The sequence below is a fragment of the Geodermatophilus sp. SYSU D00703 genome (assembly GCF_054050155.1).
Genome location: NZ_JBJGYU010000016.1, coordinates 71285 through 94286, shown reverse-complemented (window position 1 = coordinate 94286; position 23002 = coordinate 71285). Strand labels below are relative to the sequence as shown.

Annotated in this window: 24 protein-coding genes; 11 read left to right on the top strand and 13 right to left on the bottom strand. The window is 74.2% G+C overall.

The annotated features are described in order from the left end of the window. Positions 1-174: 174 nt before the first annotated feature. The 4 genes from ACI782_RS16145 to ACI782_RS16130 all read right to left on the bottom strand — a co-directional run bounded on the left by ACI782_RS16145 (position 175) and on the right by ACI782_RS16130 (position 2774). Positions 175-1086 carry a dioxygenase family protein gene (locus ACI782_RS16145; protein ID WP_456910968.1) on the bottom strand — a complete coding sequence of 304 codons (912 nt, stop codon included), beginning with the start codon at positions 1084-1086 and terminating at the stop codon, positions 175-177. Further along, positions 1083-1454, bottom strand: a complete 372-nt coding sequence (locus ACI782_RS16140; protein ID WP_456910966.1) for a DUF2218 domain-containing protein — start codon at positions 1452-1454, stop codon at positions 1083-1085. The genes ACI782_RS16145 and ACI782_RS16140 overlap by 4 nt, the downstream gene beginning before the upstream one ends. 177 nt (positions 1455-1631) lie before the next feature. Beyond that, the gene (locus tag ACI782_RS16135) at positions 1632-2069 is read right to left on the bottom strand and encodes a DoxX family protein (protein ID WP_456910964.1); all 438 of its coding nucleotides are present in this window, start codon (positions 2067-2069) and stop codon (positions 1632-1634) included. Between the two features lie 129 nt (positions 2070-2198). Then, entirely contained in the window at positions 2199-2774 is a 576-nt protein-coding gene (locus ACI782_RS16130) for an NADPH-dependent F420 reductase (RefSeq protein WP_456910962.1), read from the bottom strand. 94 nt (positions 2775-2868) lie between these two features. On the opposite strand from ACI782_RS16130, the gene ACI782_RS16125 reads away from it, so the two are divergent. After that, positions 2869-3390, top strand: coding sequence for a MarR family winged helix-turn-helix transcriptional regulator (locus ACI782_RS16125; protein WP_456910960.1), 522 nt, complete (start codon positions 2869-2871; stop codon positions 3388-3390). Between the two features lie 259 nt (positions 3391-3649). Beyond that, positions 3650-3874: a hypothetical protein gene (locus ACI782_RS16120; RefSeq protein ID WP_456910958.1), complete on the top strand. Its 225-nt coding sequence runs from the start codon at positions 3650-3652 to the stop codon at positions 3872-3874. Between the two features lie 24 nt (positions 3875-3898). Here ACI782_RS16120 and ACI782_RS16115 read toward each other — a convergent pair whose 3' ends face one another. Beyond that, a complete protein-coding gene (locus ACI782_RS16115; protein WP_456910956.1) occupies positions 3899-4486 on the bottom strand; it encodes a TMEM165/GDT1 family protein in 588 nt (195 codons plus the stop codon). A 383-nt stretch (positions 4487-4869) separates the two neighbouring features. Here ACI782_RS16115 and ACI782_RS16110 point away from each other — a divergent pair, with 383 nt between their 5' ends. The 3 genes from ACI782_RS16110 (at position 4870) to ACI782_RS16100 (ending at position 6701) form a co-directional block, all read left to right on the top strand. After that, positions 4870-5493: a nitroreductase family protein gene (locus ACI782_RS16110; protein ID WP_456910954.1), complete on the top strand. Its 624-nt coding sequence runs from the start codon at positions 4870-4872 to the stop codon at positions 5491-5493. A 342-nt stretch (positions 5494-5835) separates the two neighbouring features. Next, on the top strand, positions 5836-6222 hold the full coding sequence (locus ACI782_RS16105) for an ArsR/SmtB family transcription factor (protein ID WP_456910952.1): 387 nt from the start codon (positions 5836-5838) through the stop codon (positions 6220-6222). Next, on the top strand, positions 6219-6701 hold the full coding sequence (locus tag ACI782_RS16100; RefSeq protein WP_456910950.1) for an SRPBCC family protein: 483 nt from the start codon (positions 6219-6221) through the stop codon (positions 6699-6701). The genes ACI782_RS16105 and ACI782_RS16100 overlap by 4 nt, the downstream gene beginning before the upstream one ends. 27 nt (positions 6702-6728) lie before the next feature. Here the strand turns inward: ACI782_RS16100 and ACI782_RS16095 are convergent, their stop codons facing one another. Continuing rightward, positions 6729-7397, bottom strand: a complete 669-nt coding sequence (locus tag ACI782_RS16095) for an ArsR/SmtB family transcription factor (RefSeq protein WP_456910948.1) — start codon at positions 7395-7397, stop codon at positions 6729-6731. 81 nt (positions 7398-7478) lie between these two features. On the opposite strand from ACI782_RS16095, the gene ACI782_RS16090 reads away from it, so the two are divergent. Further along, a complete protein-coding gene (locus ACI782_RS16090; RefSeq protein ID WP_456910946.1) occupies positions 7479-8843 on the top strand; it encodes an MBL fold metallo-hydrolase in 1365 nt (454 codons plus the stop codon). Beyond that, a complete protein-coding gene (locus ACI782_RS16085) occupies positions 8840-10102 on the top strand; it encodes an MFS transporter (RefSeq protein ID WP_456910944.1) in 1263 nt (420 codons plus the stop codon). Before ACI782_RS16090 ends, ACI782_RS16085 begins: the two co-directional genes overlap by 4 nt. An 82-nt stretch (positions 10103-10184) precedes the next feature. On the opposite strand, the gene ACI782_RS16080 is transcribed toward ACI782_RS16085, so the two are convergent. Then, the gene (locus ACI782_RS16080) at positions 10185-11138 is read right to left on the bottom strand and encodes a zinc metalloprotease HtpX (protein WP_456910942.1); all 954 of its coding nucleotides are present in this window, start codon (positions 11136-11138) and stop codon (positions 10185-10187) included. Positions 11139-11379: 241 nt separating this feature from the next. Further along, a complete protein-coding gene (gene srmL / locus ACI782_RS16075; protein WP_456910940.1) occupies positions 11380-12519 on the bottom strand; it encodes a PheS-related mystery ligase SrmL in 1140 nt (379 codons plus the stop codon). Positions 12520-13093: 574 nt separating this feature from the next. Between srmL and ACI782_RS16070 the strand changes: the two genes are divergently transcribed. After that, a complete protein-coding gene (locus tag ACI782_RS16070; RefSeq protein ID WP_456910938.1) occupies positions 13094-13834 on the top strand; it encodes an ANTAR domain-containing protein in 741 nt (246 codons plus the stop codon). Positions 13835-13875: 41 nt separating this feature from the next. On the opposite strand, the gene ACI782_RS16065 is transcribed toward ACI782_RS16070, so the two are convergent. The 4 genes from ACI782_RS16065 to ACI782_RS16050 all read right to left on the bottom strand — a co-directional run bounded on the left by ACI782_RS16065 (position 13876) and on the right by ACI782_RS16050 (position 16803). Continuing rightward, complete coding sequence (locus tag ACI782_RS16065; protein WP_456910936.1) at positions 13876-14016, bottom strand: hypothetical protein; 141 nt, start codon at positions 14014-14016, stop codon at positions 13876-13878. Between the two features lie 93 nt (positions 14017-14109). Next, positions 14110-14343: a hypothetical protein gene (locus ACI782_RS16060; RefSeq protein WP_456910934.1), complete on the bottom strand. Its 234-nt coding sequence runs from the start codon at positions 14341-14343 to the stop codon at positions 14110-14112. 213 nt (positions 14344-14556) lie between these two features. Beyond that, positions 14557-14856, bottom strand: coding sequence for a zf-HC2 domain-containing protein (locus ACI782_RS16055; RefSeq protein WP_456910932.1), 300 nt, complete (start codon positions 14854-14856; stop codon positions 14557-14559). A gap of 120 nt (positions 14857-14976) precedes the next feature. Further along, positions 14977-16803 carry a glycoside hydrolase family 15 protein gene (locus tag ACI782_RS16050; RefSeq protein WP_456910930.1) on the bottom strand — a complete coding sequence of 609 codons (1827 nt, stop codon included), beginning with the start codon at positions 16801-16803 and terminating at the stop codon, positions 14977-14979. A 116-nt stretch (positions 16804-16919) separates the two neighbouring features. Between ACI782_RS16050 and ACI782_RS16045 the strand changes: the two genes are divergently transcribed. The 3 genes from ACI782_RS16045 to ACI782_RS16035 are packed head-to-tail and all read left to right on the top strand — an operon-like array spanning position 16920 to position 21323. Beyond that, a complete protein-coding gene (locus ACI782_RS16045) occupies positions 16920-18320 on the top strand; it encodes a dihydrolipoyl dehydrogenase family protein (RefSeq protein WP_456910928.1) in 1401 nt (466 codons plus the stop codon). Positions 18321-18339: 19 nt separating this feature from the next. Beyond that, complete coding sequence (locus ACI782_RS16040) at positions 18340-19602, top strand: cation:proton antiporter (protein ID WP_456910926.1); 1263 nt, start codon at positions 18340-18342, stop codon at positions 19600-19602. Then, complete coding sequence (locus ACI782_RS16035; RefSeq protein WP_456910924.1) at positions 19599-21323, top strand: MOSC domain-containing protein; 1725 nt, start codon at positions 19599-19601, stop codon at positions 21321-21323. The genes ACI782_RS16040 and ACI782_RS16035 overlap by 4 nt, the downstream gene beginning before the upstream one ends. Before the next feature lie 64 nt (positions 21324-21387). On the opposite strand, the gene ACI782_RS16030 is transcribed toward ACI782_RS16035, so the two are convergent. Further along, complete coding sequence (locus ACI782_RS16030) at positions 21388-23001, bottom strand: GMC oxidoreductase (protein ID WP_456910922.1); 1614 nt, start codon at positions 22999-23001, stop codon at positions 21388-21390. Between the last annotated feature and the right edge of the window lies 1 nt (position 23002).

Here is a 23002-nt window from a genome sequence, read left to right as displayed (position 1 = left end):
GTTCCCCCCGATGGCCCGCCATGCCCGGTCGGGTATGCGCGCGAAGGTCCTGCGGCGATACCGGGACCGAGACACGCCGCCAGGCTAGATCTGCGCGACGCGGGACGGAGCGGCCGGCGATCGCTGGGGCTGCACGCGCCTCGGCTCCCCAGGCATCGCCGGGGAGCGGGGAGCTCAGGCCGCCTGGAAGGAACGCCGGGACAGCCCGACGCCGTAGCCCTCCAGCGTGGTGACCACCGGAGCGGTGGGGGCGGTGGCCGCGCCGAGGGTGACGAACAGAGGGGTGAAGTGCTCCACCGTGGGGTGGGCGTAGGGCATCCCGGGTGCGGCGGTGCGGAACCGCGCGAGCTCGGCGACGTCACCGCGGGCCAGGGCGTCAGCGGCCCAGGCGTCGAAGTCGGCCGACCAGCCGGGCACCTGGGTGCCCCGCCAGTTCTCCCGGGTGAGGAACGGCAGGCCGTGGGTCATGTGGCCCGAGCCGACCACGAGCACGCCGGACTCGCGCAGCGGGCGCAGCCGCTCGCCGAGGGCCAGGAGCTGGTCGGGGTCCTCGGTGGGCAGGGACAGCTGCAGCACCGGGACGTCGGCGGCTGGGTACATGATCTTCAAGGGCACCCAGGCCCCGTGGTCGAGGCCGCGCCGCGCGTGCTGGTGCACCTGCTCGGTGTCCGGCACCAGGCCCACCACCTGCCGGGCGAGCTCGTCGGCGGCAGGGGTGTCGTAGCGGAACGTGTGGTACAGCGGGTCGAAGCCGCCGAAGTCGTAGACCAGCTCGGCCGGCCGGGGAGCGCTGACCGACAGCGGTGCCGACTCCCAGTGCGCCGAGACGACGAGGATCGCCTTCGGCTTGGGCAGGGTGCGGGCCCAGTCGTGCAGCGGGTCCAGCCACTCGGGGTCGGCGAACGGCATCGGCCCGCCGCCGTGGGACAGGTAGAGGCTGGGCAGCGGCCCGTCTGCCGGCGTCCAGACGCGGTGCGGCTGCTCGGCCTCGAGGGCGGCGACGCGGCGCAGGTGGGCGGCGAACGGGTGCGCACCGGGGATGCGGGCGTCGGCGACGGCGGTCGGGCTGGACGCGGGCGTGGTCATGCGGACTCCTCGAGGGTGGCGGCGGGCGCGGTGGGGATCGGGACCGGGGTGCCGGCGGTGCGGACCCAGGTCACGGTGAGGGATTCGCGCTGGGCGAAGCGCTCCAGGTGGCTGCCCAGCACCTGCTCGGCCCGCGTGACGGACGCCTCGTCGTCGCCGACGACCCACAGGGTGAGCACGTCCTCGCCGACGACGATCCCCGCCGTGGCCGCGCCGATCACCGTGGTCGCCGGCGCGGTCGTCGCGTCGCCGGTGCAGGCGAGCTCGCGGCCCCGGTGCGAGATGAGCTGCTCGGCGCAGCGGGCGGGGGCGCCGGTGACCACGTCGGCCCGGGAGCCGATGGTGCGGTCGGGTTCGGCGGCAGGCATCGGCAGGGAGGTGGGGGCCGGAGGTGGCGACGCGGACGGGGTGCCGGACACGGGTCCTCCAGGGACGGCGAGCGTGGGCGGGAACGGTGTCGGCGGTCCACCTCCGCCACCGGCTGGGCCGTGCTGCGGGCAGGGTGGGCCCTGGCGAGGCCGGCCGGCCCGCAGCACGGCGCTGGGTCAGGCGCTGACGGGGTGGGCGGCGCGCCGCCGCCCGGCGAGCAGGTGGTCGACGCTGAAGCGCCCGGCGCCGACGGCGGCCAGCACCAGGGCGGCCGCACCGAGGACGAGGACGAGCTCGTAGCCGCCCTGGTCGACGAAGAGGCCGGCGCCGGCGTGGACGAGGACGAAGGCGCCGATCATGTCGACCAGCAGCAGCAGTCCGGCGACGGGGACGGCCAGGCCGAGGACCAGGGCGGCGCCGCCGGCGAGCTCGACGACGGCGGCGAACCACGCGGCGGCCGAGGCGGCGGGTACGCCGACCGAGTCGAAGAAGGCGGCGGTGCCGTCGATGCCGTTGGTGAACAGCTTCTGCCAGCCGTGGGCGAAGAAGACGAGGCCGACGGCGATGCGGGTCAGCAGGACGGCGAGGTCACGGGCGGGGGCGGGGAAGGTCACGGCGGATCCTGTCGGTGCTGGGGTACGGGGGGCCGGGCCGGTCTGCGGCGGCGCCGGTGGGGGAAGGGCGTGGGCGTGGGGGCGGCAGAGGAGCGCCGCCCCTACGCCGGCCGGCGTGGTGCGGGGTCGTCAGGCGATGACGGCGAAACCGGAGGTCCAGGCGATCTTCTCGCCGGCGGCCAGGCCGATCTGGAGGAAGCCGAGCGCCTCCAGCTCGCGGGCGCGGCGCAGCGGGCCGGTGTCGACGGCGCGCAGGCCGGCGCCGGTGACGATGCCGGCCAGCAACGACTTGGCGTCGGCGTCGTCGCCGGCGATCAGGACCGTGGTGGGCTGGTCGCCGACGGTGCCGGAGGCCAGGGTGGCGGCGAAGTTCGTGTTGAACGCCTTGACGACGCAGGACCGAGGCAGCGCCGCGGCGATCTCGGCGGCGGCGGAGCCGTCGGCCGGAACGACGAGGGAGTCGAACGTCTCGACGTCCAGCGGGTTGGTGATGTCGACGACGACCTTCCCGGCCAGCTGCTCGCCGCGCTGGGCGACGAGGTCGGCGACGGCGCTGTAGTAGACGGCGAGGACGACGACGTCGCCGGTGACCGGCTTGTCGGTGTCGCGGGGGCCGATCAGCTCGACGGTGTTGCCGCTCCTGCTGACGACGCCGGCGATGGCCTGACCCATGTTCCCGGTGCCGATGACGCTCACGTGTGCCATGTCGCTACTCCTGTCGAGGGATTAGTTGTTGCGACAACCACCATCATGCACCAGCGAACTTGTCGCGACAACCATTCAGGGTGAGGATGTGACCGTGGACACCCCCTGGCTCGACCGCCGCCAGCTGCGCGCGTGGGTCCGCCTGCGCGGCGTCCTCGAGCTGCTGCCGGGCGTCCTGGACGCGCAGCTGCGCCGGGACGCCGACGTGACCGAGTTCGAGTACTACGTGCTGGCGATGCTGTCCGAGGCACCCGGCCGCACGCTGCGCATGACCGAGCTCGCCCGGCAGACCAACGCCACGCTGCCCCGCCTGTCGCACGTCGTCAGCCGCCTCGAGGTCCGTGGCGTGGTGGAGCGCTTCCCGTGTCCGGAGGACCGCCGGGCGACCAACGCCCGGCTCACCGAGGCCGGGTGGGCGAAGGTGCAGGACGCCGCCCCGGGCCACGTGGCCAACGTCCGCCGGCACGTCATGGACGCGCTCACCGACGAACAGATCGACCAGCTCGCCGCCATCGGCGACGCGCTCCTCGCCCGACTCGACCCGACCGGGTCGATGGCCGCGACCTACACCCGCTACGACGAGCCCCGACCCGAGGGGCGAGCCGCCGCTGGCTGACCGCAGGAGGGTGAGCCCGGCGCTGATCGCCGGTGACCACGGGCTCGTCCGCGACGTCGCCGCAGCGGTGGAACGAAGCCGGCCTGACGTGGTCCTGACGGACCTCGACATGCCGCACGTGGACGGCCTGGCCGCGGCACGCGCTCGCGGGATGCAGGCCGATGGCTCGGGCGGGCCACGGGTTGGCCTGGCCGGGCCACACTGGGCGGGCACCGGCGCAGCAGCAACCCGTTCCCACCCGCTCCGGGAGGACCTCGCCATGCGCGCACCGTCGACCGCTCAGATCGCCCGCACCGCCTTCACCCTGACCTACCTGGTCGCCCTGGCCGCCTCGGGCGCGCCGGTGCCGGCCGCTGTGGTCCTGGGACTGGTGCTGGTGGTGGCGTGGGGCGCTCCGCTGCTGCTGTGGGAGCGCGCCGCCGGGCACCGCCGGCAGATCGCTGGCGGGTCGCCGGCGGCCGAGGGCGGGGTGCGGGCGGTCTGAGCGGTCCGCACCCCGCCCGGCCGGTCAGGCCAGCTCGGCGACGGCCTCGACGCCCAGCCAGATGCCGAAGACGAAGAACAGCACGGCGGCGCCGATGCGGATGACGTTCTCCGGTAGCCGCTTGCCCAGGGCCATGCCGACGACGATGGCCAGCGCGTCGGCGGCGACCATGCCCAGGGTGGAGCCGATCCAGGTGCCCAGCCAGCCGTGGTCGGTGGCCAGGGTGATGGTGGCGAGCATGGTCTTGTCGCCGAGCTCGGCGAGGAAGAACGCGGTGCCCACGGCGATGATCGCGCGCTTGCCGGCGCGGTTGACCTTGTCCTGCTCGTCCTCGGTGAGGGTGTCCCCGCGCAGGGTCCACAGGCCGAAGACGATGAACGCGATGGCGGCGGCCAGGTTGATCCAGCCGGTGGGCAGGGTGGCGCCCAGGCCGTAGCCGATGGCGACCGACACCAGGTGGACGATCGCGGTGGCGATCGTGATGCCGACGAGGACCGGCCAGATCGTGAAGCGGGTGGCGAAGGTCAGCGCCATGAGCTGGGACTTGTCGCCCAGTTCGGCGACGAAGATGACGCCGAAGGAGACGAGGGTGCTGAGGAGGACGGCGTCCACGGGGGAGGGGCCTTTCGGGTCCGGCCGGGCCGGGGCGCGAGACCTCGACCCGGCAGTGCTCTGCCTGGGTCGAAGGTCTCGCCCGCCTCGCCGGAGCCAGGCCGCGCGGCCGGACGGGCGCTGAGGCCCGTCAGTGTGTCGACCGCGTCGTTGGGGGCTACTCCCCTTCGCTGTCCCGACCGTAGCAGCGGGCGGCGGCAGGCTGACCGGGAGTGACCGGTGATCGTGGTCACCGGCCGGTCGGACCGGTGCGTGCCGGTCGTCACGTTCCGGGTCGGAATGGTTGAAGCATCAAGTTGCTTGTGCGCAGCGGTCCTCGCACAGCGGCGACCCACCGCTCGCCCCGATCCGCCGCTCGTCGGCTGCTCCCCGAAACGGACGCCATGACCGCCACGACTGCCTCCGCGACGACCTCCGCCTCCTCGAAGGCCGCGACCACCGACGCGCCGCTGCACCCGCTGCTCGCCCAGCGGTGGAGCCCCCGCGCCCTCGACCCCCGGCACGACCTCTCGGCCAGTCAGCTCACCGCGCTGCTCGAGGCCGCCCGCTGGGCGCCCAGCGCGTCGAACACCCAGCCGTGGCGGTTCGCCGTCGCACTGCGGGGAGACGCCGAGTACGCCGCCCTGCTCGACGCGCTGGCCTCCGGTAACCGAGCCTGGGCGCACGCGGCCTCCGCGCTCGTCGTCGCCGCGGCCGAGACGACCGGCCCGGACGGCGCGGCCCGGCCGTGGGCGATCTACGACACCGGGCAGGCGGTGGCGCACCTGTCGGTGCAGGCCCAGCACGAGGGCTTGGCCGTGCACCAGCTCGGCGGCTTCGACCGCGACAGGGTCGCCGCACTCCTGGCAGCACCCGGAGAGGTCACGCCACTGGTGGTGCTGGCCATCGGCCGCCGCGACGACGCGCTGCAGTTGCCCGAGCCGTTCGCCAGCCGAGAGACCGCTGTCCGCGACCGGATGCCGTTGGACCAGCTGCTGCTGCCCCTGCAGCCCGCCTCCGCCGGCTGACCCACGGCCGCCCGCCGCGGTCGAGGCGAGGCTCAGGAGACAGGCTCGTGGCTGCCCGAGGACGAGTGCTGGGCGAGGCCAGCGTTGGACCACTCGTGGCCGCCGGTCAGGCACTCGGCGCGGCTGGGTCGGACCCGCATCAGTTCTCGCTCGCGCGGGACCTGCGGTACGCCCTCTCCGACATGCGCAGGCACGGGGTGGACCCGGCTGACCGCTGCGCCGAAGCGCTCGACGCTCGCCGCGCCGACGCCGCCTCTCCCCACCGAGGTCGTGGGGGGATGCGCAGGTCGTCGTCGCGACGGCTCTTGACGGCCGAGCCGCGTTCGTCGACGCTTACCGTTCGTGAGCGCTTACCGAGCCGCCGAGGCGTGGAACGCGCTGGGTGACCCCACTCGACGGGCGATCGTCGAGTGCCTCGCCGAGCGGCCACGAGCAGTCGGCGAGCTCGCCGGGGATCTACCGATCAGCCGGCCCGCCGTGAGCCAGCACCTGCGCGTGCTGAAGGAGGCGGGCCTCGTCACCGACCGGGTGGCGGGGACCCGCCGCATCTACCGGCTCGACCCGGCCGGGGTGGCCGCGCTGCGGGACCAGCTGGACACCTACTGGAACCGGGCGCTGGCCGGCTACCAGGACGTCGTCGCTTCCCCCGACGTCGCCGACCCCGCCGACGCACCGGACGTCTGCGGGGAGCAGGACGTCACCGGAGGACCAGGACAGGAGAGGCCATGACCCAGGCAGCCACCGCCGCCGTGCGCAAGCAGATCGTCGTCCCCGTGCCGCAGCGGCGGGCGTTCGAGGTGTTCACCGCCGGCTTCGGGGACTTCAAGCCGCGCGAGCACAACATCATGGCCTCGCCGATCGCGAGGACGGTGTTCGAGCCGCGGGTCGGCGGCCACATCGTCGACGTCGCCGAGGACGGCAGCGAGTGCCGCTGGGCGCGGATCCTGGCCTACGAGCCGCACGACCGGGTGGTGTTCAGCTGGGACATCGGGCCGGACTGGCAGCTGGTCGCCGACCCGGACAACGCCAGCGAGGTCGAGGTGCGGTTCGTCGCCGAGTCCCCGGAGCGCACCCGGGTGGAGCTCGAGCACCGCCACCTCGACCGGCACGGTCCCGGCTGGGAGGCCGTCCGCGACGGCGTCGCCGACGACGCCGGCTGGCCGCTGTACCTGGACCGCTACGCCACCCTGCTCGCCGAGGGCGGCTGAGGTGCCGCCGATCGTGGCCACCTACGGTCACGCCGAGGCCCGGACGACGGGCAGGCCGGCGGCGGCCCACTCGGGCAGCCCGTCGACCAGCCGCAGCGCGGGCCGCCCGGTGGCGGTGAGCGCGCGGACGGCGGTGTCGGCGTAGGCGCACAGCGGGCCGCGGCAGTAGGCGACGACCGGCTGGCCGGCGGGCAGGTCGGCCAGCCGGTTCTCCAGCTCGTCGGGTGGGACGTTGACCGCGTCGGGCAGGTGGCCGGCGGCGTACTCGGCCGGCGGGCGGACGTCGAGCACGACGACCTCCCCGTCGCGCATGCGCGCCAGCAGCTCCTCGCGGCTGATCTCGGCCAGCTGGGAGCGGTCGCCGAGGTAGGCGGTGGCGAGCTCGTCGATCCGGGCGACGTGCGCGCCGGCGACCTCGCGCGTGGCTCGCCACAGGACGCCGACGGCCTCACCGGCCAACGAGTAGTACACCCTGGGCCCGTCGCGGCGGGTGCGGACCAGCCCGGAGCGCAGCAGGACCTGTAGGTGCTGGCTGGTGTTGGCGACCGTCTGCCCGATCTCGCCGGCGAGCTCCTCGACGCTGCGCTCGCCCTGGGCGAGCACGTCCACCAGCTCGGCCCGGCGACCGCTGCCCAGCGCCTTCGCCACCGACGCCAGCGCGTCGTACAGCGCGTCCTTCGCCGGCCGACTGCCCATGCTGCCTCTCGTCCACGGGTCGCTTGACACTGTACGGACGTCGGGACATCGTTCAAGAGATCCCTTGAACAGGGAGGGGGCATGGCGCCGGAACCGGTTCCGCTCGTGGACGAAGGCCTGGGCAACACCACCTGGCTCGTCGACCTCGGCGACGGCCGCGCGTTGGTCGTCGACGCGCCCCGCGACCTCCGCGCGGTACACACCGCCGCACGGCAGCGCGGCCTCACCGTCGCCTACGCCGGCGACAGCCACCTGCACGCCGACTTCCTCACCGGCGCGGTCCAGCTGGCCCACGACGAGGGCGCGCAGGTCCTCGCCTCGGCCGCCGGCCACCGCGAGTTCCCGCACCGGGGGCTGGCCGACGGCGACGTGATCGACCTCGGCGGGCTGACACTGCGGGCGCTGGGCACTCCGGGGCACACCGACGAGCACCTGGCCTACCTGCTGGCCGACGGCGACCGCCCGGTCGGGGTGTTCACCGGTGGGTCGCTGATCGTCGGCGCGGCCGCCCGCACCGACCTGGTCGACCCCGAGCGCACCGAGGAGCTGGCCCGTGCCCAGTACGCCTCGCTGCGCCGGCTGGCCACGCTGCCCCACGACGTGGCGGTGTGGCCCACGCACGGCGCGGGCTCGTTCTGCTCCGCCCCACCCGGCGCGGCGCGCAGCAGCACCATCGGCCGGGAGCTGGCGACGAACCCGCTGCTGGCCACGGCCGACGAGGACTCCTTCGTCGCCCGGCTGACCGGCAGCCTCGGCTCCTACCCGGCGTACTTCCGGCGGCTCGGCGAGGTCAACCGCCGAGGGCCGGCGATCCTGGACACCGCATCGGTCGGATGGCTGCCCTCGTTGCCGGTCGCCGACGTCGAGCGGTTGTGCGCCGACGGGGCGCTCGTCGTCGACGTCCGGCCGGTGCCCGACTACGCCCGGGCGCACGTGCCCGGCGCGCTGTCGATCCCGCTGCGTGCCCAGTTCGCCACCTGGCTGGGCTGGCTGGTCGACCCGGACCGGCCGGTGGTGCTCGTCGCCAACCCCGACCAGGACCTGGCCGACGCCGTGTGGCAGGCGGTGAAGATCGGCTACGAGCAGCTGGTCGGCGTGCTCGAGGGCGGGATGGTCGCCTGGCTCGCCACCGGGCGGCCTGTCGCCAGCACCGAGCTGGCAGCACCGGGTCAGCTGGGCGGGTGCCGGATCCTCGACGTCCGGCAGGACGCGGAGTTCGCCGCCGGTCACGTCCCCGGCGCCGAGCACGTCGAGCTCGGCCGGCTGGCCACCGTCGCCGGACACCTGCCGACCGAGCCCACCGTCGTGATGTGTGGCCACGGTGAGCGCGCGGCGGGCGCCGCCAGCCTGCTGGAGCGCGCCGGGCACCGCGACCTGGCCGTGCTCGTCGGGGGCCCCGACGACTGGGCCCGCGGCAGCGGCCGGACGCTGGCGTCCGGGTCGTGACCGCCGGTACGTCGGCGCCGATCCGGCTGGGGCTGCGCGCCAACGCTGCCCAGTTCACGCTGCTGGTCGCGGTCAACGCCCTGGTCGGCGGCATGGTCGGCCAGCAGCAGACGGTGCTGCCGCTGCTCGCGGAGGACGAGTTCGGGCTGACCGGCTACACGTTCGTCTTCACCTACGTGGCCGCGTTCGGGATCACGAAGGCGGCCGCCAACTGGTTCGCCGGCACGTTCTCCGACCGCTACGGCCGCAAGCCCGTGCTGCTGGCGGGGTGGCTGTTCGCCGTCCCCGTGCCCCTGATGCTGATCGCCGCCCCGAACTGGGGCTGGGTCGTGGCCGCGAACGTGCTGCTGGGTGTCAACCAGGGGCTGACCTGGTCGACCACCGTGGTGATGAAGATCGACCTGGTGGGCCCGCGGCAGCGCGGCCTGGCGATGGGGCTCAACGAGGCGGCCGGCTACGGCGCGGTCGCCGTCACCTCCCTGGTCGCCGGCTACCTGGCCGAGCACTTCGGGCTGCGGCCGGCGCCGTTCCTGCTGGGCATCGCCTACACCGCTCTGGCCCTGCTGCTGTCCGGCGTGTTCGTCCAGGAGACCAGCGGTCACGCCCACCTGGAGGCCGGGCAGCACACGCCCCGCGCCGACGGCATCCACGACCACCTGCACGCCGACCTCACCGACCGGCAGATCCTCGCCCAGACCAGCCTCAAGGAGCCCGCGCTGTCCTCGGCCAGCCAGGCCGGGCTGGTCAACAACCTCAACTTCGGCCTGTCGTGGGGGCTGTTCCCGCTGCTGTTCGCCACCGCCGATCTGCCCGTGGGCCAGATCGGCCTGCTGTTCGCCCTCTACCCGGGAGTGTGGGGCGCCGGTCAGCTGATCACCGGCGCCCTGTCCGACCGCTTCGGGCGCAAGCGCCTGATCACCGCGGGCATGACCACCCAGGCCGCCGCCCTGGCGGTCATCGCCGCCTCGCACGGGTTCTCCGGCTGGGCCACCGGCACCGTGCTGCTCGGGGCCGGCACCGCGATGGTCTATCCCACCCTGCTCGCCGTCGTCGGTGACGTGGCCCACCCGGCCTGGCGGGGCCGCGCCGTGGGCGTCTACCGGGTCTGGCGCGACCTCGGCTACGCCGTCGGCGCGGTCCTCGGGGGCGTCGTGGCCGACTTCACGGGTCTGCACGCTGCCGTCTGGGTCGCCGCGGCCGTCAGCGCCGGCTCGGCTCTCGTCGTCGCGGTGCGGATGTACGAGACACACCGGCGGTGAGCGGGCACCTGCGATTCGACGGGCGGTGGCCGTCGAAGCCCCGGGCGACGGGCCGACACGCTGGGCGCGTCGGTCAGGTCGCTCACCAGCGGATGCCGGGGAACCGCAAGCGCGGTGGGCCCACGAGGGTCGGCACGTCCACCGGCGGTGGCGCCGGCCCGTCGTCGCCCAGCATCCGCTGCGGCTGGAGCGGCACGAGCGCACGCAGGCGCCGGGTGCGCTCGGCCGTCGGCGGATGAGTGCGCAGCAACAGCGGATCCGGCACCCGGCCGCGCCGCACCATGAGTCGTTCCCAGATCCGGCCGGCGCGGCGCTCCAGGCTCTCCAGGGCGGAGGCGAGGGCCTCCGGATCCCCGATCAGCGTCGCCCCTTCGAGGTCGGCGTCGTACTCCCGGGTCCGGGACAGCGCCAGCTGCAGCAGGGTCACGACGCTCGGCAGGGCGATCAGGACCAGGGAGAGCAGGAGCAGCCCCGGGTCGCCGCCGAGCGTCATCGGCAGCGTGACGAAGATCGACAGGACGCCGACATACGCGAGTCCCTGGACGAAGCGGCCCACTGTGTCCGACAGGCTCATGACCGTGGTGTCCCCGGACCGCACGTGGCTCACCTCGTGCGCCAGGACGGCGGCCACCTCGCGCGCGGTCAGGATGCGCAGCAGCCCGTCGCTGACCGCGATCGCCGCGTCGTCCCTGCGCCCGGCCGCGAAGGCGTTGGGGATCGTGCTCGGCACGTAGTAGAGAGTCGGCGTCCTCGCCAGCCCGCCCCGCCTCGACAGTTCCTGCACCACCCGAACCAGCCCTGGGGCCGTGCCGAGGTCCAGCGGCTGCGCGCCGTACATCGACAGCAGGGTCCGCGTCGGCACCCTGGGCCGCAGTGCGCCGAGCACGGCGCCGATGACGAGCGCCCACAGCAGGCCGGTCGGTCCGAAGAGCAGCCAGGCGAGCACACCGGCGGTCAGGACCAGCCCGCCGAGCAGGAGGATGGCCTGGGCGACGTTGCGCAGTCGTTGCCGGCGGAGCGTCCCGGGATCGAGCACCGACCGACGCTATTCCTGGCGGGGGCCGCCGCGGCAGGTCTGGCAGGAGCACGAAGGCCTGGGAGCGCTTCGGCGGCCCCCGGACATGGGGCCTGGCACCTCGACCGCGGGCGAACGCGAGAGAGGCGCCGGGGCGCCATCGCTGGCGCCATGCGCGACCGACCGGCTGACGCTCGCCCCGGACCGCCGCTCGGGAGGTCCGGGGCGAGCGGCGCATCGCCGTCTGGACGGAGCTCGTCGGTCAGCGGGCCGCCCATTCCCGGTGCGGTCCGCGATGGACGGCGGCGTAGACCTCGTCGCGGAGTTCGTTGGTCCGCTGGTCGGTCAGGGTGCCCGACAGCGGGCGCAGCACCAGGCGCAGCAGCACGTTGACCTGGTCCGGGCGCAGGCCGAGTCGGTCACGGGCGGCGGCCGGCAGGTCGGCGTGGCCGGTGCTGGTCACGACGGTCACCGATTCCAGATCGTCGGCGGCGGACCCCAGTGTCGCGCGGACCGTGTCGCCGAGCAGTTCGGCGTCGACCGGGGCGTCGACGACGATCGACAGGTCCCGGCGCACCGGCGGTAGGGACGACACCGGCCGCCAGGGGTCCAGGTCGAGCAGTTGCGCGGCGATGCGCGGCTCGGTCGAGCGGAGCAGGCGGATGTCGTCGATGCCCTTGCGCAGCATCACTGCCCGGTCCAGGCCCATGCCCAGGGCCAGCCCGCTCCAGTGATCGGGGTCCAGGCCGGCGCCGGCGAGGACGTGCGAGGCGGCCAGGCCGCACTCGGCGAGTTCCACCCAGCCGGTGGGCGTGTGGACGTCGAGCTGCCGGCCGCTGCTGGTGTAGGGGTGCCGGGCGGGTTGGGTGCGCCAGCGTGCCCCGGGGAGGACGGCGTCGACGAGCAGCTCGATCATCTGCTGCAGGTCGTCCTCGTCCAGCCGCCCTCCGTCGGTGCCGGTGGCGATGCGCCACAGGTCGACCTGGTGCGGGGTGCCCACGTGCAGGCGGTCGATGCTGTCGCGTCGGTAGCACAGGCCGGGCAGCGCCAGCAGCACGTCGACCTCGGTGTCGGTGGCATGGCTGGCGGCGAGCGCGCGGAGGGCGGGCGGGACGCCGGCGCTGGTGTGGCTGCGCAGCATGACCGTCTCGGCGGCGTAGCGGCTGTAGCGGGCATCCCGGGTGATGTCCTCGGTGGCGTAGCCGAGGCGGTCGTAGTTGTCCTCCACGCTCACCAGCGGCCGGGGGCGCTGCACGTCGAGGGTGCAGGGCCACGCGTCGGTCAGGGCGGTGAGCACGTCCTCGAGCAGCAGCTGCACGGCGTGCGGGCCGTCGGTGGGGTCGGACAGGTCGCGCAGCTCGAGCGCGGCGTGCAGGTCACGGGCGGAGAGCAGGATGGTCACGGAGTCCCCTCGGGGTGTCGGTGGGTGGTGGGTTCACCCCCGGCCGACGGCTCCGTGTTCGGGCTACCGGCAGACCTCGGCGCCCGCACGGCTGCTCGGCAGCCGGGGGCAGACGAACGAGGTCGCGGATCCGGGCACGGACCGACCGTAGCGCGCCACGAGCTCCGCTCTCCACGGTCGAAGGGCCCGGTCCAGCGGCACGCGAGCAGCCGGGCGCGGCGGGTGCCCCACGCCCGTGTCCTCCGGGGGGACACCGGCGTGCCGCGGGCCTCGATGCCGCGCCGGTGGCGGTCCTCGACCGCGGCGCCGTCATCGAGCACGAGGTACGGCTCGCCGCCGGCGGAGCGGTCCACCAGCGGCGGGCGGGCGTGGTCGGCGTCGTGGCTGGAGACCATGAGGACGACGTCGTGACAGCGCGGCTCGGAGGGCGCGACAGTGCCGTCCCCCTGCCATGCCGGGCCCGATCCAACCGACGGCGGGCGCGTTTGCGACGGGACAGCGCGGGCACCGATCGGTCACCGCTCGGGGCCTTGGGATGCAGCCTCGCTCAACCCGGACGTCGCAGGAGGCGGCCGTGGACGTCGCAACCCGCTTCCTCGAGGCGCTGGACGCTGCCGCCGGCGGTTCCGGCGATGATCCGGACCTCCTGCCGGTCCGGCTGGCGCAGGCCGCCGCCGCCGTGCTCCCCGTCGACGGGGTCGGGCTGAGCATGCACGGGGACTCGGGCCTGCGGACCCCCCTGGCAGCAAGCAGCGAGGTCGCCGCCACCGCCGAGCGGCTGCAGTTCACCACGGGCAACGGGCCGTGCATGTTCGCCGCCGACTCCAGGCTGCCGGTGTTCGCCACCGAGGAGATCCTGGCCCGCCGGTGGCCGGCGTTCCACGACCTGCTGATCACCGGGACCCCGCTGCGCAGCGTCCTCGCCCTGTCCCTGCCCGGACGGCTGAAGGGCGTGGGCGCGATCGACCTCTACAGCGCCGACCCGGGCGGTGCCACGGCCGTCGACGTCTTCGAGGCGCGGTGCGTCGCCGAACTGGTTGCCGGCGAGCTGGAGGCGGCCGCCGACTGGTCGGTGTGGACACCGACGGAGATGCCGACCTGGTCGGACACCCCGGACGCGCGGCGAAGAGGGCGGGTGTGGACGGCGGTCGGCATGCTCATCCTGGCGCTGAAGGCGCCGGCACCGGACGCGCTGGCGGTGCTGCGCGGGTACGCCTACGCGGCCGGACGGACGGCCGACGACGTCGCCATCGACCTGGTCGAGCAGCGCCTGCGGCCAGAGCAGCTGCGCGGCGCCGCGGGCAGCGACAACTGAACGAACTGGGCGACCTGCGACAGGGCTCCGGGCCGGGCCTGCTACCGGGTACGGCCGCGCAGCCGCTGCCCCAACCGGTGCAGCCCGTAGCGGACGAGGAGGACCAGCGCGGCAACGAACAACACGACGAGGATGCCGATGACGACCACCCGAACCGCCAGGGGCGGGCGCGGAAGGGGCACGAGGCGACACCTACCCGTTGGGTCGCGGCTGATCACGGCCTGTCCGCGCTCGCGGCGTCGACCGCAGGTGCCCCAGGAGCGTCGGGCGGTGAGTCATCGGGCGAGCTTCGCGAGGGTGGCCGGCACGGGCTGGGGAGGCGCCGGCCGATCGGACCAGGACGGCTGGGCGGCAGCGCCACGCCGCAACCGCGTCTTCGGAGACGCGTTCGCATATCCCTCCGGCAGGCGGCTCTCCACGACGTCGCTCGGTCCACCCAGCACGGATGGAGTGCGCCCCTTGTCCATGGAGACGTAGACGATGTAGTCCGCCGGGTCGTACGTGTTCATGATCCACTCCTGGCGCCTCGTTGCTCCTCGGCAGCAGCGCACCGGTGAGCCCCTGGACGCGGCTGTCGGACACCCTCGGGACTCGTGCCGCGGATGGATGCGACCGGTTGTGCGGTCTGCTGCGCGTGCGTGGCCGCGACTCGGGCGGGCGGCTGCCGTGGCCGCTCGGTTCACCTCGCGCTGCGCGCCGGCGTCGATCCGATCGACCGACGCCTACGGACGGTCCCCGGGCGCGTCGGGATGCAGGGCCGTGAACACCTCGAGCAGCTTCTCGCGGGCGGGCTGGGGCAGCGAGGGGTGAGGAAGCGTCCGTAGCGCGGTGGTGGTGGTGCGGACCTGGTCGAGGTAGATCCGGCAGGGCTCGCACAACTCGAGGTGCGCGGCGATCGCGCGCTCGACCTCCTCGGGGAGGGTTCCCTCGAGGTGGTCGGTCACGAGCTCCACGAACTCCCGGCAGGCGATCTCCACGTCGTCCCGTCCGGCGGTCGGTCGTGGCACAGACGGCTCACCCACGCTGGCCTCCTCTCCGTGCGGCGCCCGGGTACGCGTCCTCGGCATCGGGCGCCGCGAGGGTCGGCGCGGGGAGGTCCGCGTGCAGCAGCACGGGGAGGACCTCCGCGTCGACCATCTTCATCATCGACCCCGCTGGGCCTGGTCGATCGCCCATGCCGCGTTGACCAGGCCGATGTGGCTGAATGCCTGCGGCACGTTGCCGAGCTGCTCGCCGGTGACCGCGTCGACCTCCTCCGCCAGCAGGCCGAGGTCGTTGACGTACGAGACGGCCCGCTCGAAGACCTCGCTGGCTCGTTCCGCCTGGCCGGACAGCGCGAGCGCCTGGGCGAGCCAGAAGGTGCACAGCAGGAACGTGCCCTCCTCTCCGGCGAGGCCGTCGACCCCGTCGTCCGTGCGGTAGCGGTAGACGAGGCCACGCTCGTCGGTCAGCCGCTCGGCGATCGCGTCGATGGTGGCCAGCATCCTGGGGTCGTCGGCTGGGAGGAACCCGACGATCGGCAGCATCAAGTTGGAGGCGTCCAGCGCGGTGGACCCGAAGTACTGGGTGAACGCGCCCGCCTCCTCGTTCCAGCCCCGCTCCAGCACGGTGTCGGCGATCTCCTCACGGACCTTCGCCCACTCGTCGACGCGGTGCTCGCAGCGCAGCTGTGGGGCCAGGGCGATCGCCCGGTCGAGGGCCACCCAGCACATGACCTTGGAGTACAGGAAGTGCTGCGGCTCGCCGCGCACCTCCCAGATGCCCTGGTCCGCGTCCCGCCAGCGGACGGCGGCGGTGTCGGCGCACGCGGCGAGGAACCACCGCGTCTCGTCGTCCAGCGCCGGCAGTTGGTCGGCCAGGCGGGCGGCCGCCCCGAGCAGCTCCCCGTAGACGTCGACCTGGCGCTGGTTCCACGCGCCGTTGCCCACCCGCACCGGCCGGCTGTCGCGCCAGCCGCGCAGGTGCCCGAGGTCCCGCTCACTGAGGTCGTGCTCACCGCCGACGCCGAACATGATCTGCAGGGACATGTCCGGGCCGATGCCGCCGGCGCCCGCGGTCGTCATGAACCCGAAGAAGTCCTCCGCCTCGTCCGGGCAGGCGGCCACCCACAGCGCCTCCATCGTGAAGCTGGCGTCGCGCACCCAGGCGTAGCGGTAGTCCCAGTTCCGCTCGCCGCCCACACCCTCGGGCAGCGATGTCGTGCCGGCGGCGACCACGGCGCCGCTGGGCTGGTACGACAGCCCCTGCAACACGCGTCCGCTCAGGTGCACCAGATCGGCCCAGGGCCCGTCGTACGCCTGGTGCAGGTCGCACCAGGACTCCCACGACGTCAGGGTCCGGTCCAGGAGATCGGTCAGCTCCTGCTGCGACCACACGTGTGCGGACACCGGGTCGCCGAGTGTGCTGCGCTGCAGCGCCACGTGGACGACGTCGCCGGCCCGCAGGTGCAGCCGTGCCCGCGCCCGCCCGTCCTCCAGCGTCGCCCCACCGGGCAGCGTGAGCACCAGCCAGTCCGCCCCGCCCCGGGCGGCGACCCCGCCGTCCACGTGCGACAGCAGTGGCGCGATCAATCCGTACTCCGGCCGCGGCCGGTAGTCGACCAGGACGTCGAGCTCACCGGAGGTGCAGGCCAGCCGGCGGACCAGGACGTGGGGGACGTCGCTCCCGAGCCGGTGCCCCTCGTTGTCCGGCCCCAGACCCAGCGCGTCGGTCACCTGCAGCTCGCCCTCCGCCGTCCGGAAGGTGGTCTCGAGAGCCAGCGAGCGCCCGGCGTAGCGGCGGGTCGCCGTCCACTCCGCCTCCGGCTGCACCGACCAGTGGCCGGCGTCGTCGTCGAGCAGCGCGGCGAAGACCGACGGACCGTCGAAGCGCGGGAAGCACAGCCAGACGACCGTGCCCGCCCGGTCGACCAGAGCGCAGGAGTGGCGGTCGGAGAGGAAGGCGTGGTCGGCGATGGGGGTGGAGCTCATGAGGGTCTCCCGGAGGTCAGTGGGTCTCGTTCCCTACGTCCCGCCGACCGGTCCACCGTTACGCGTAACGCCGGGCGGGTGCGGGTGGACGACGGCAACGAGTCCGAGGAGGCCCGATGTCCGAGTTCCGCACCGCAGCACTCGAGGTCGACGTCGTCGTGATCGGAGGAGGTCCGGCGGGAGAGGTGGTGGCCGGCCGGTGCGCCGGCCGAGGTCTGGACACCGTGCTCGTGGAGGCCGAGCTGATCGGCGGAGAGTGCTCCTACTGGGGGTGCATCCCGAGCAAGACCCTGCTCCGACCGGGCGACGTGCTGGCGGCGGCCGCCCGGGTGCCGGGCGCCGGGGCGGCCGTGACCGGTCGGGTCGACGTGTCGGCCGCCCTCGCCCGCCGGGACGAGATGACCTCCGGCTGGATGGACGACGGGCAGGTGCGCTGGCTGGCCGACCACGGCGTGCGGCTGCTCCGGGGAACCGGGCGGCTCGCCGGCATCCGCCGGGTGCGGGTCGAGGGTGGTCCGCAGGTCGTCGCCCGGCGCGCGGTGGTCCTCGCGACCGGCAGCGGCGCGGTGCTCCCGCCGGTGCCCGGGCTGGCCGAGGTGCGGCCCTGGGACAACCGGGCGGCCACGGCGGCGAAGGAGGTGCCGGAAGGGCTGCTCGTGCTGGGCGGGGGCGCCGTCGGGTTGGAGCTGGCCCAGGCGTTCTCCCGGCTGGGCGCGGCGGAGGTGACGGTGGTCGAGGCCGGCCCGGGACTGCTGCCCCGCGAGGAGCCGTTCGCCGGCGAGGAGGTCCGGGCGGCCTTCCAGCGGGAGGGCATCGTCGTGCACGTGGACACGCGGGTGGCGGCCATCCGGCGCGACGGCACTGACGGGCCGGTGCGGGCAACGCTGAGCACCGGCGAGGAGGTCACCGCGGACGAGGTGCTGGTGGCCACCGGTCGCCGCCCGCGCACCGACGACCTCGGGCTGGGCAGCGTGGGCTTGAAACCCGGACGGCCGGTCAGGGTCGACGACCGGCTCCGTGCCAGCGGGGTTCCCGGCGGCTGGCTGTACGCGGTCGGGGACTGCACCGGACTCGCGCCGCTCACCCACATGGGCAAGTACCAGGCCCGGATCGCCGCCGACGTGATCGCCGGGCGGGACGTCCGGGACCGCGCCAGCCGGGACGCCGTGACCCGCGTGACGTTCACCGATCCGCAGGTGTGCGCGGTGGGCCTGACCGCGGCCGAGGCCCAGCAGCGGGGGATCGTCGTCAAGGTCTTCGACGTCGGCACCGGCGACGTGCCGGGCTCGTACGTGCTCGGCGACGGGCTGGAGGGCACGACGCGGCTGGTGGTCGACGAGGCCTCCGACGTGCTGGTGGGCGCCACCATCACCGGCAGCGGCGTCCAGGAGCTGCTGCACTCGGCCGCGGTGGCGGTCGCGGGGCGGCTGTCGCTGAGCGAGCTGCGGCACGCCGTCCCGGCCTTCCCGACCGTCGCCGAGGTGTGGTTGCACGCCCTCGAAGCGGCCGGTCTCTGACCTGGTCTGGAGGCCCTCGGTGCCCGATCTCGGCTTCACGAACCTGCTGATCGTCGCCGCCGTCGCAGCGACGGTCCCGCTGGCGGTGGGATGGGCGCCACGGCTGCGCGTCCCCTCGGTGGTCCTGGAGATCGTCGCCGGGGTGCTGCTCGGCCCGTCGGTCCTCGGCTGGGTCGAGGCCGATCTCCCGGTACAGGTGCTGGCCCTGTTCGGGCTGGCCTTCCTGCTGATGCTCGCGGGGCTGGAGATCGACCTGCGCCGGCTGCGCGGGCGGCTGCTGGCCGTCACCGGCCTCGGTTACGCGGTCGGCGTCGTGCTCGCCGTGCTGGTGGGGCTCGGAGCGCAGGCCGTCGGGTGGACGTCGGCGCCGCTGTTCCTGGCCATCGCGCTGACGGCGACGTCGCTCGGGCTGGTCGTCCCGGTGCTCAAGGACGCCGGCCGGGCCGGGGACGCCGTGGGGCAGACCGTCATCGCGGCGGCGTCGGTGGCCGACTTCGCGGCGATCGTGCTGCTCTCGCTGCTGTTCTCCGCGTCCGGCGGTGGCGCCGGGACGACGGCGGTCGTCCTCGCCGGGTTCGGGATCCTCGTCGTCGTGCTGGCGGTCGGCGCCGGCCGGGTGCGGATGTCGATGCGGGTGGGCGACGTGCTCGTCCGGCTGCAGGACACCACGGCCGAGATCCGGATCCGCCTGGTGGTGCTGCTGCTGGTCGCCCTGGTCACGCTCGCCGAGCGGCTGGGGCTGGAGACCATCCTGGGCGCCTTCCTCGCCGGTGCGCTCGTGGGCCTGCTCGACCGCGACTCCTCCAGCCACCCCCGCTTCCGCGCGAAGCTCGATGCCATCGGCTACGGGTTCCTGATCCCGGTGTTCTTCGTGAGCAGCGGGGTGCGGCTGGACCTGCGCGGCCTCCTGGAGGAACCGACGGCGCTGCTGCAGGTGCCGGTGTTCCTGCTGGCCCTGCTCGTCGTCCGGGGTCTGCCCGCGGTGCTGTACCGCCGCTCCCTCGGACGGGCGGGGTCTCTCGCCGCCGGGTTGCTGCAGGCCACGTCCCTGCCGTTCCTGGTCACCGCCGCGCAGATCGGCACGGGGACCGGCCGGCTGCCGGCCACCACGGCCGCGGCCCTGGTGTTCGCCGGGCTGCTGTCGGTGCTGGTCTTCCCGGCTGCCGCGCTCGGCCTCTTGGGCCGTCCGGCGAGCACCGCGGTGCCCGAGCCGCGCCGCCCCGGGCCCGGCCGGAGGCGCGCCGTCGAGCCGATCGACACCGCCGACCCCACACGCCGATGACTCGCTCCGGCCGCCTGGCCGCCGTGTCCGTCGGCCGCCCGCGGACGGTTCCCTGGCGGGGAGGGCAGGTCGAGACCTCGATCTGGAAGACCCCGGTGACCGGCCGCCGGTGGGTGCGCACGCTGAACGTGGACGGGGACGCGCAGGCCGATCTCGTCGGCCACGGGGGCGAGCACCGGGCCGTCTTCGTCTACCAGCGGGAGTCGTACGTCCACTGGGAGCGCCACCTCGGCCGCCGGCTGCCCGACCACGGGACCTTCGGGGAGAACTTCACCGTCGAGGGGCTGGCCGACGACGAGGTCTGCGTCGGTGACCGGCTGGCCATCGGCGACGCCCTCTTCGAGGTCACCCAGCCGCGGGTCACCTGCCACAAGGTGGGCATCCGCCTCGCCGAGCCACGGATGCCGGCGCTGCTGACCGGGCACGGCCGCCCGGGGTTCTACCTCCGGGTGCTGCGGGAGGGCGAGGTCGGCGCGGGGAACTCCATCACGGTGGTGCACTCCGATCCCGCCCGGCTGACCGTGCGCCGCGTGTCGCAGATGCTCTACACGGCGGCGCGCGACGAAGCGTCGCTGCTCGCGGCCCTGGCGGTCCCGGCCCTGGCCGAGGGGTGGAAGGAGTCGTTCCGGCTGCTGCTCAGCGAGCGGGACCGTCCGGGCAACGCCGGTCTGGTGCCGCAGGCGGCGAGCGAGCCCGCGTACCCGGGGTTCCGCCCCTTCACGGTGACGCGGGTGGTCCGCGAGTCGGCGCGAGTGGTGTCGGTCCACCTGGCCCCTCGGGACGGCGGGACGACGCCTTCCTGGCTGCCCGGTCAGTACGTGTCCGTACGGCTGAGGGACGCCGACGGTCCGGTCGTGCGCAGCTACACGCTCTCCGCGCCGCCCGGCCCGGCGCTGCGGATCTCGGTCAAGCGGGAAGGCCGGGGGAGCGCTCTCGTCCACGCCCTGCCCCTGGGGGCTGCCGTCGAGGTGACGGCCCCCCGGGGCGGTTTCGGCTTCGATCCGGCTGACGTGGGACCGGCGGTGCTGATCAGCGCCGGCATCGGGGTCACGCCGCTGCTGTGCTGCCTGCTGGCCCAGGCCGCGACGCGTCCCGAGCGGCGCATCGTCTGGGTGCACGTCGCCCGCTCACCGGCCGAGCACTCCTTCGCCGCGGAGGCCGACGCCGCGCTCGCCGCGATGCCCGCCGCGGTCAGGCACCTGCGCTACACGGCCCCAGAGGCCGCGGCACTGGGGGACGCCGCCGGTCGGCTGTCCCGGGAGGCCCTCGCCGGCCTGGGCGTCGACGCCTCGTTCTCCGCGTACCTGTGTGGCCCGGCCGGGTTCACCCTGGACGTACGGCGGGTGCTCGCCGTCCTCGGGCTGCCTGCGGAGACCGTCCACGTGGAGTCGTTCGGGTCGTCGCAGCCGACGGGCGGAACGACCGGTCGTCCGGCGCACCCGCCGTTGCCGCCGGCGTCAGCCGGTCCGCCGGTGACCTTCGCCCGGGCGGGGATCACCACGGGCTTCGATCCGTTGCGGTGGAACAGCCTGCTGGAGCTGGCCGAGGCCTGCGAGGTGCCGGTGCGCTGGTCGTGCCGCAGCGGCGTCTGCCACAGCTGCGAGACCTCCGTCGTGGAGGGGGCGGTCCGTTACGACCCCGAGCCGCTCGAGGCGCCCGGAGCGGAGCTGACCCTCATCTGCTGCGCCCGGCCCACCGGCGCGGTGACGCTCGACCTCTGAGCGGACGGGTGCTGCCGGGGCCGTTCAGTCAGGCCCCGGCAGCACGCGGTTCCCCACCAGGGGCTCAGTGGACCGGCGTGGGAGCGGGATCCGGCTGCCGCTGCGTCGGCAGGCCGGCGGAGGTGCCGGTCCGCACCCCGAGCCGGCCGGCGATCTCGTCGGCCACCCTCAGCGCGTTGGCGATGATCGTCAGTGTCGGGTTCACCGCCGTGCTGGAGACGAAGAAGCTCGAGTCGGCGACGTAGAGGTTGTCGACCTCGTGCATGCGGCACGTCAGGTCCAGCGGCGCAGTCGCCGGGTCGGGCCCGAACCGGATGGTGCCGTTCTGGTGGGCGACGCCGCCGATGCCGAGTTGGCCACCCGCGTACTGCCGGTTGTCGTACACGTCCTGCTCGCACCGGATCGAGTCGAGCAGACCCTGCAGCCGCATCCGCAGGCGGCTCACCTCGGCGGCGTTGGTGCGCGTGTAGCGCAACGTGATCGCACCGTCCCGGTCGACGGTCACGCGGTTCCCGTCGAGCGGCAGGTCCTCGGTGGTCAGCCAGAAGTCGATGGAGTGACGGGCCAGGTCGGCCGGATCCCGCGCGTCGGGGACGTCGAAGCCGATGAGGACGGCGTCGCTCTTGCCGTTCATCTGGATGGAGCCGACCGGGTACTCCCAGTCCGGGTCGAAGGGATCGGACCAGTAGAAGTCGTTGACCCCGAGCGTCTTCTGGAACCGCGTCGGGTTGGGCGTCTTCGAGAAGGCGACCAGTCCCGAGTTGTTGTGCAGCATCAGGTGCCGGCCGACGTGCCCGGAGCCGTTGCCGAGGCCGGCCGGGTGCCGGTCGCTCGCCGACGCCAGCAGCAGGGCGGCGGAGTTGATCGCGCCGGCAGCGAGGACGACGACGTCGGCCGTGTACTCCTCCCGCTGCCCGTCGCGGTCGACGACCACCCGGCTCACGCTGTGCCCGGAGGGATCGGTTTCCAGCCGCACCACGCGTGCCCGGGTCCGCAGCGTCACGTTGGGGTGCCGCAGCGCGGGCTCCACCGTCATGACCTGTGCGTCGGCCTTGCCGTTGACCAGGCACGGGAAGCCGTCGCAGGTCGCGCACCGGATGCACGCCGACAGGTGGGGCTGCGCCTCGTCGATCAGGATGCCGTTCGGCAGCGAGAACGGGTGCAGGCCCGCAGCAGTCAGGTCGGCGCGCAGCTGCGCGATCCGGGGCTCGTCGCTGATGGCGGGCCACGGGTAGGGACCGCCCGCCGGTGGCTCGTCCGGGTCCTCGCCCCGCGTGCCGTGCACCTGGTAGAGCTGCTCCGCGCGGTCGTAGTACGGCGCGAGATCGGCGTAGGAGATCGGCCAGGCCGGGGAGACGCCGTCCACGTGCTGCACCGCGGCGAAGTCGCGCTCCCGGAAGCGGTAGAGGATCGCGCCGTAGAACTTGGTGTTGCCGCCGACGTAGTAGTGCTGCTTGGGGGAGAACCGGCGGCCGTCGGCGCCGTCGGTCCACTGCCCGCTGTTGTGGTAGCGCTTGTCGGCCCAGAGCGCCTGCGGATCCCAGTTCTGGATCTCCCGGCGCAGATGGTCGCCGCGCTCCAGGAGCAGGATCTTCTTGCCGGTGGGGGCCAGGGCCCAGGTGACGGCGCCCCCGCCCGCTCCGGACCCGATGACGATGACGTCGGCGTGCTCGGTCATG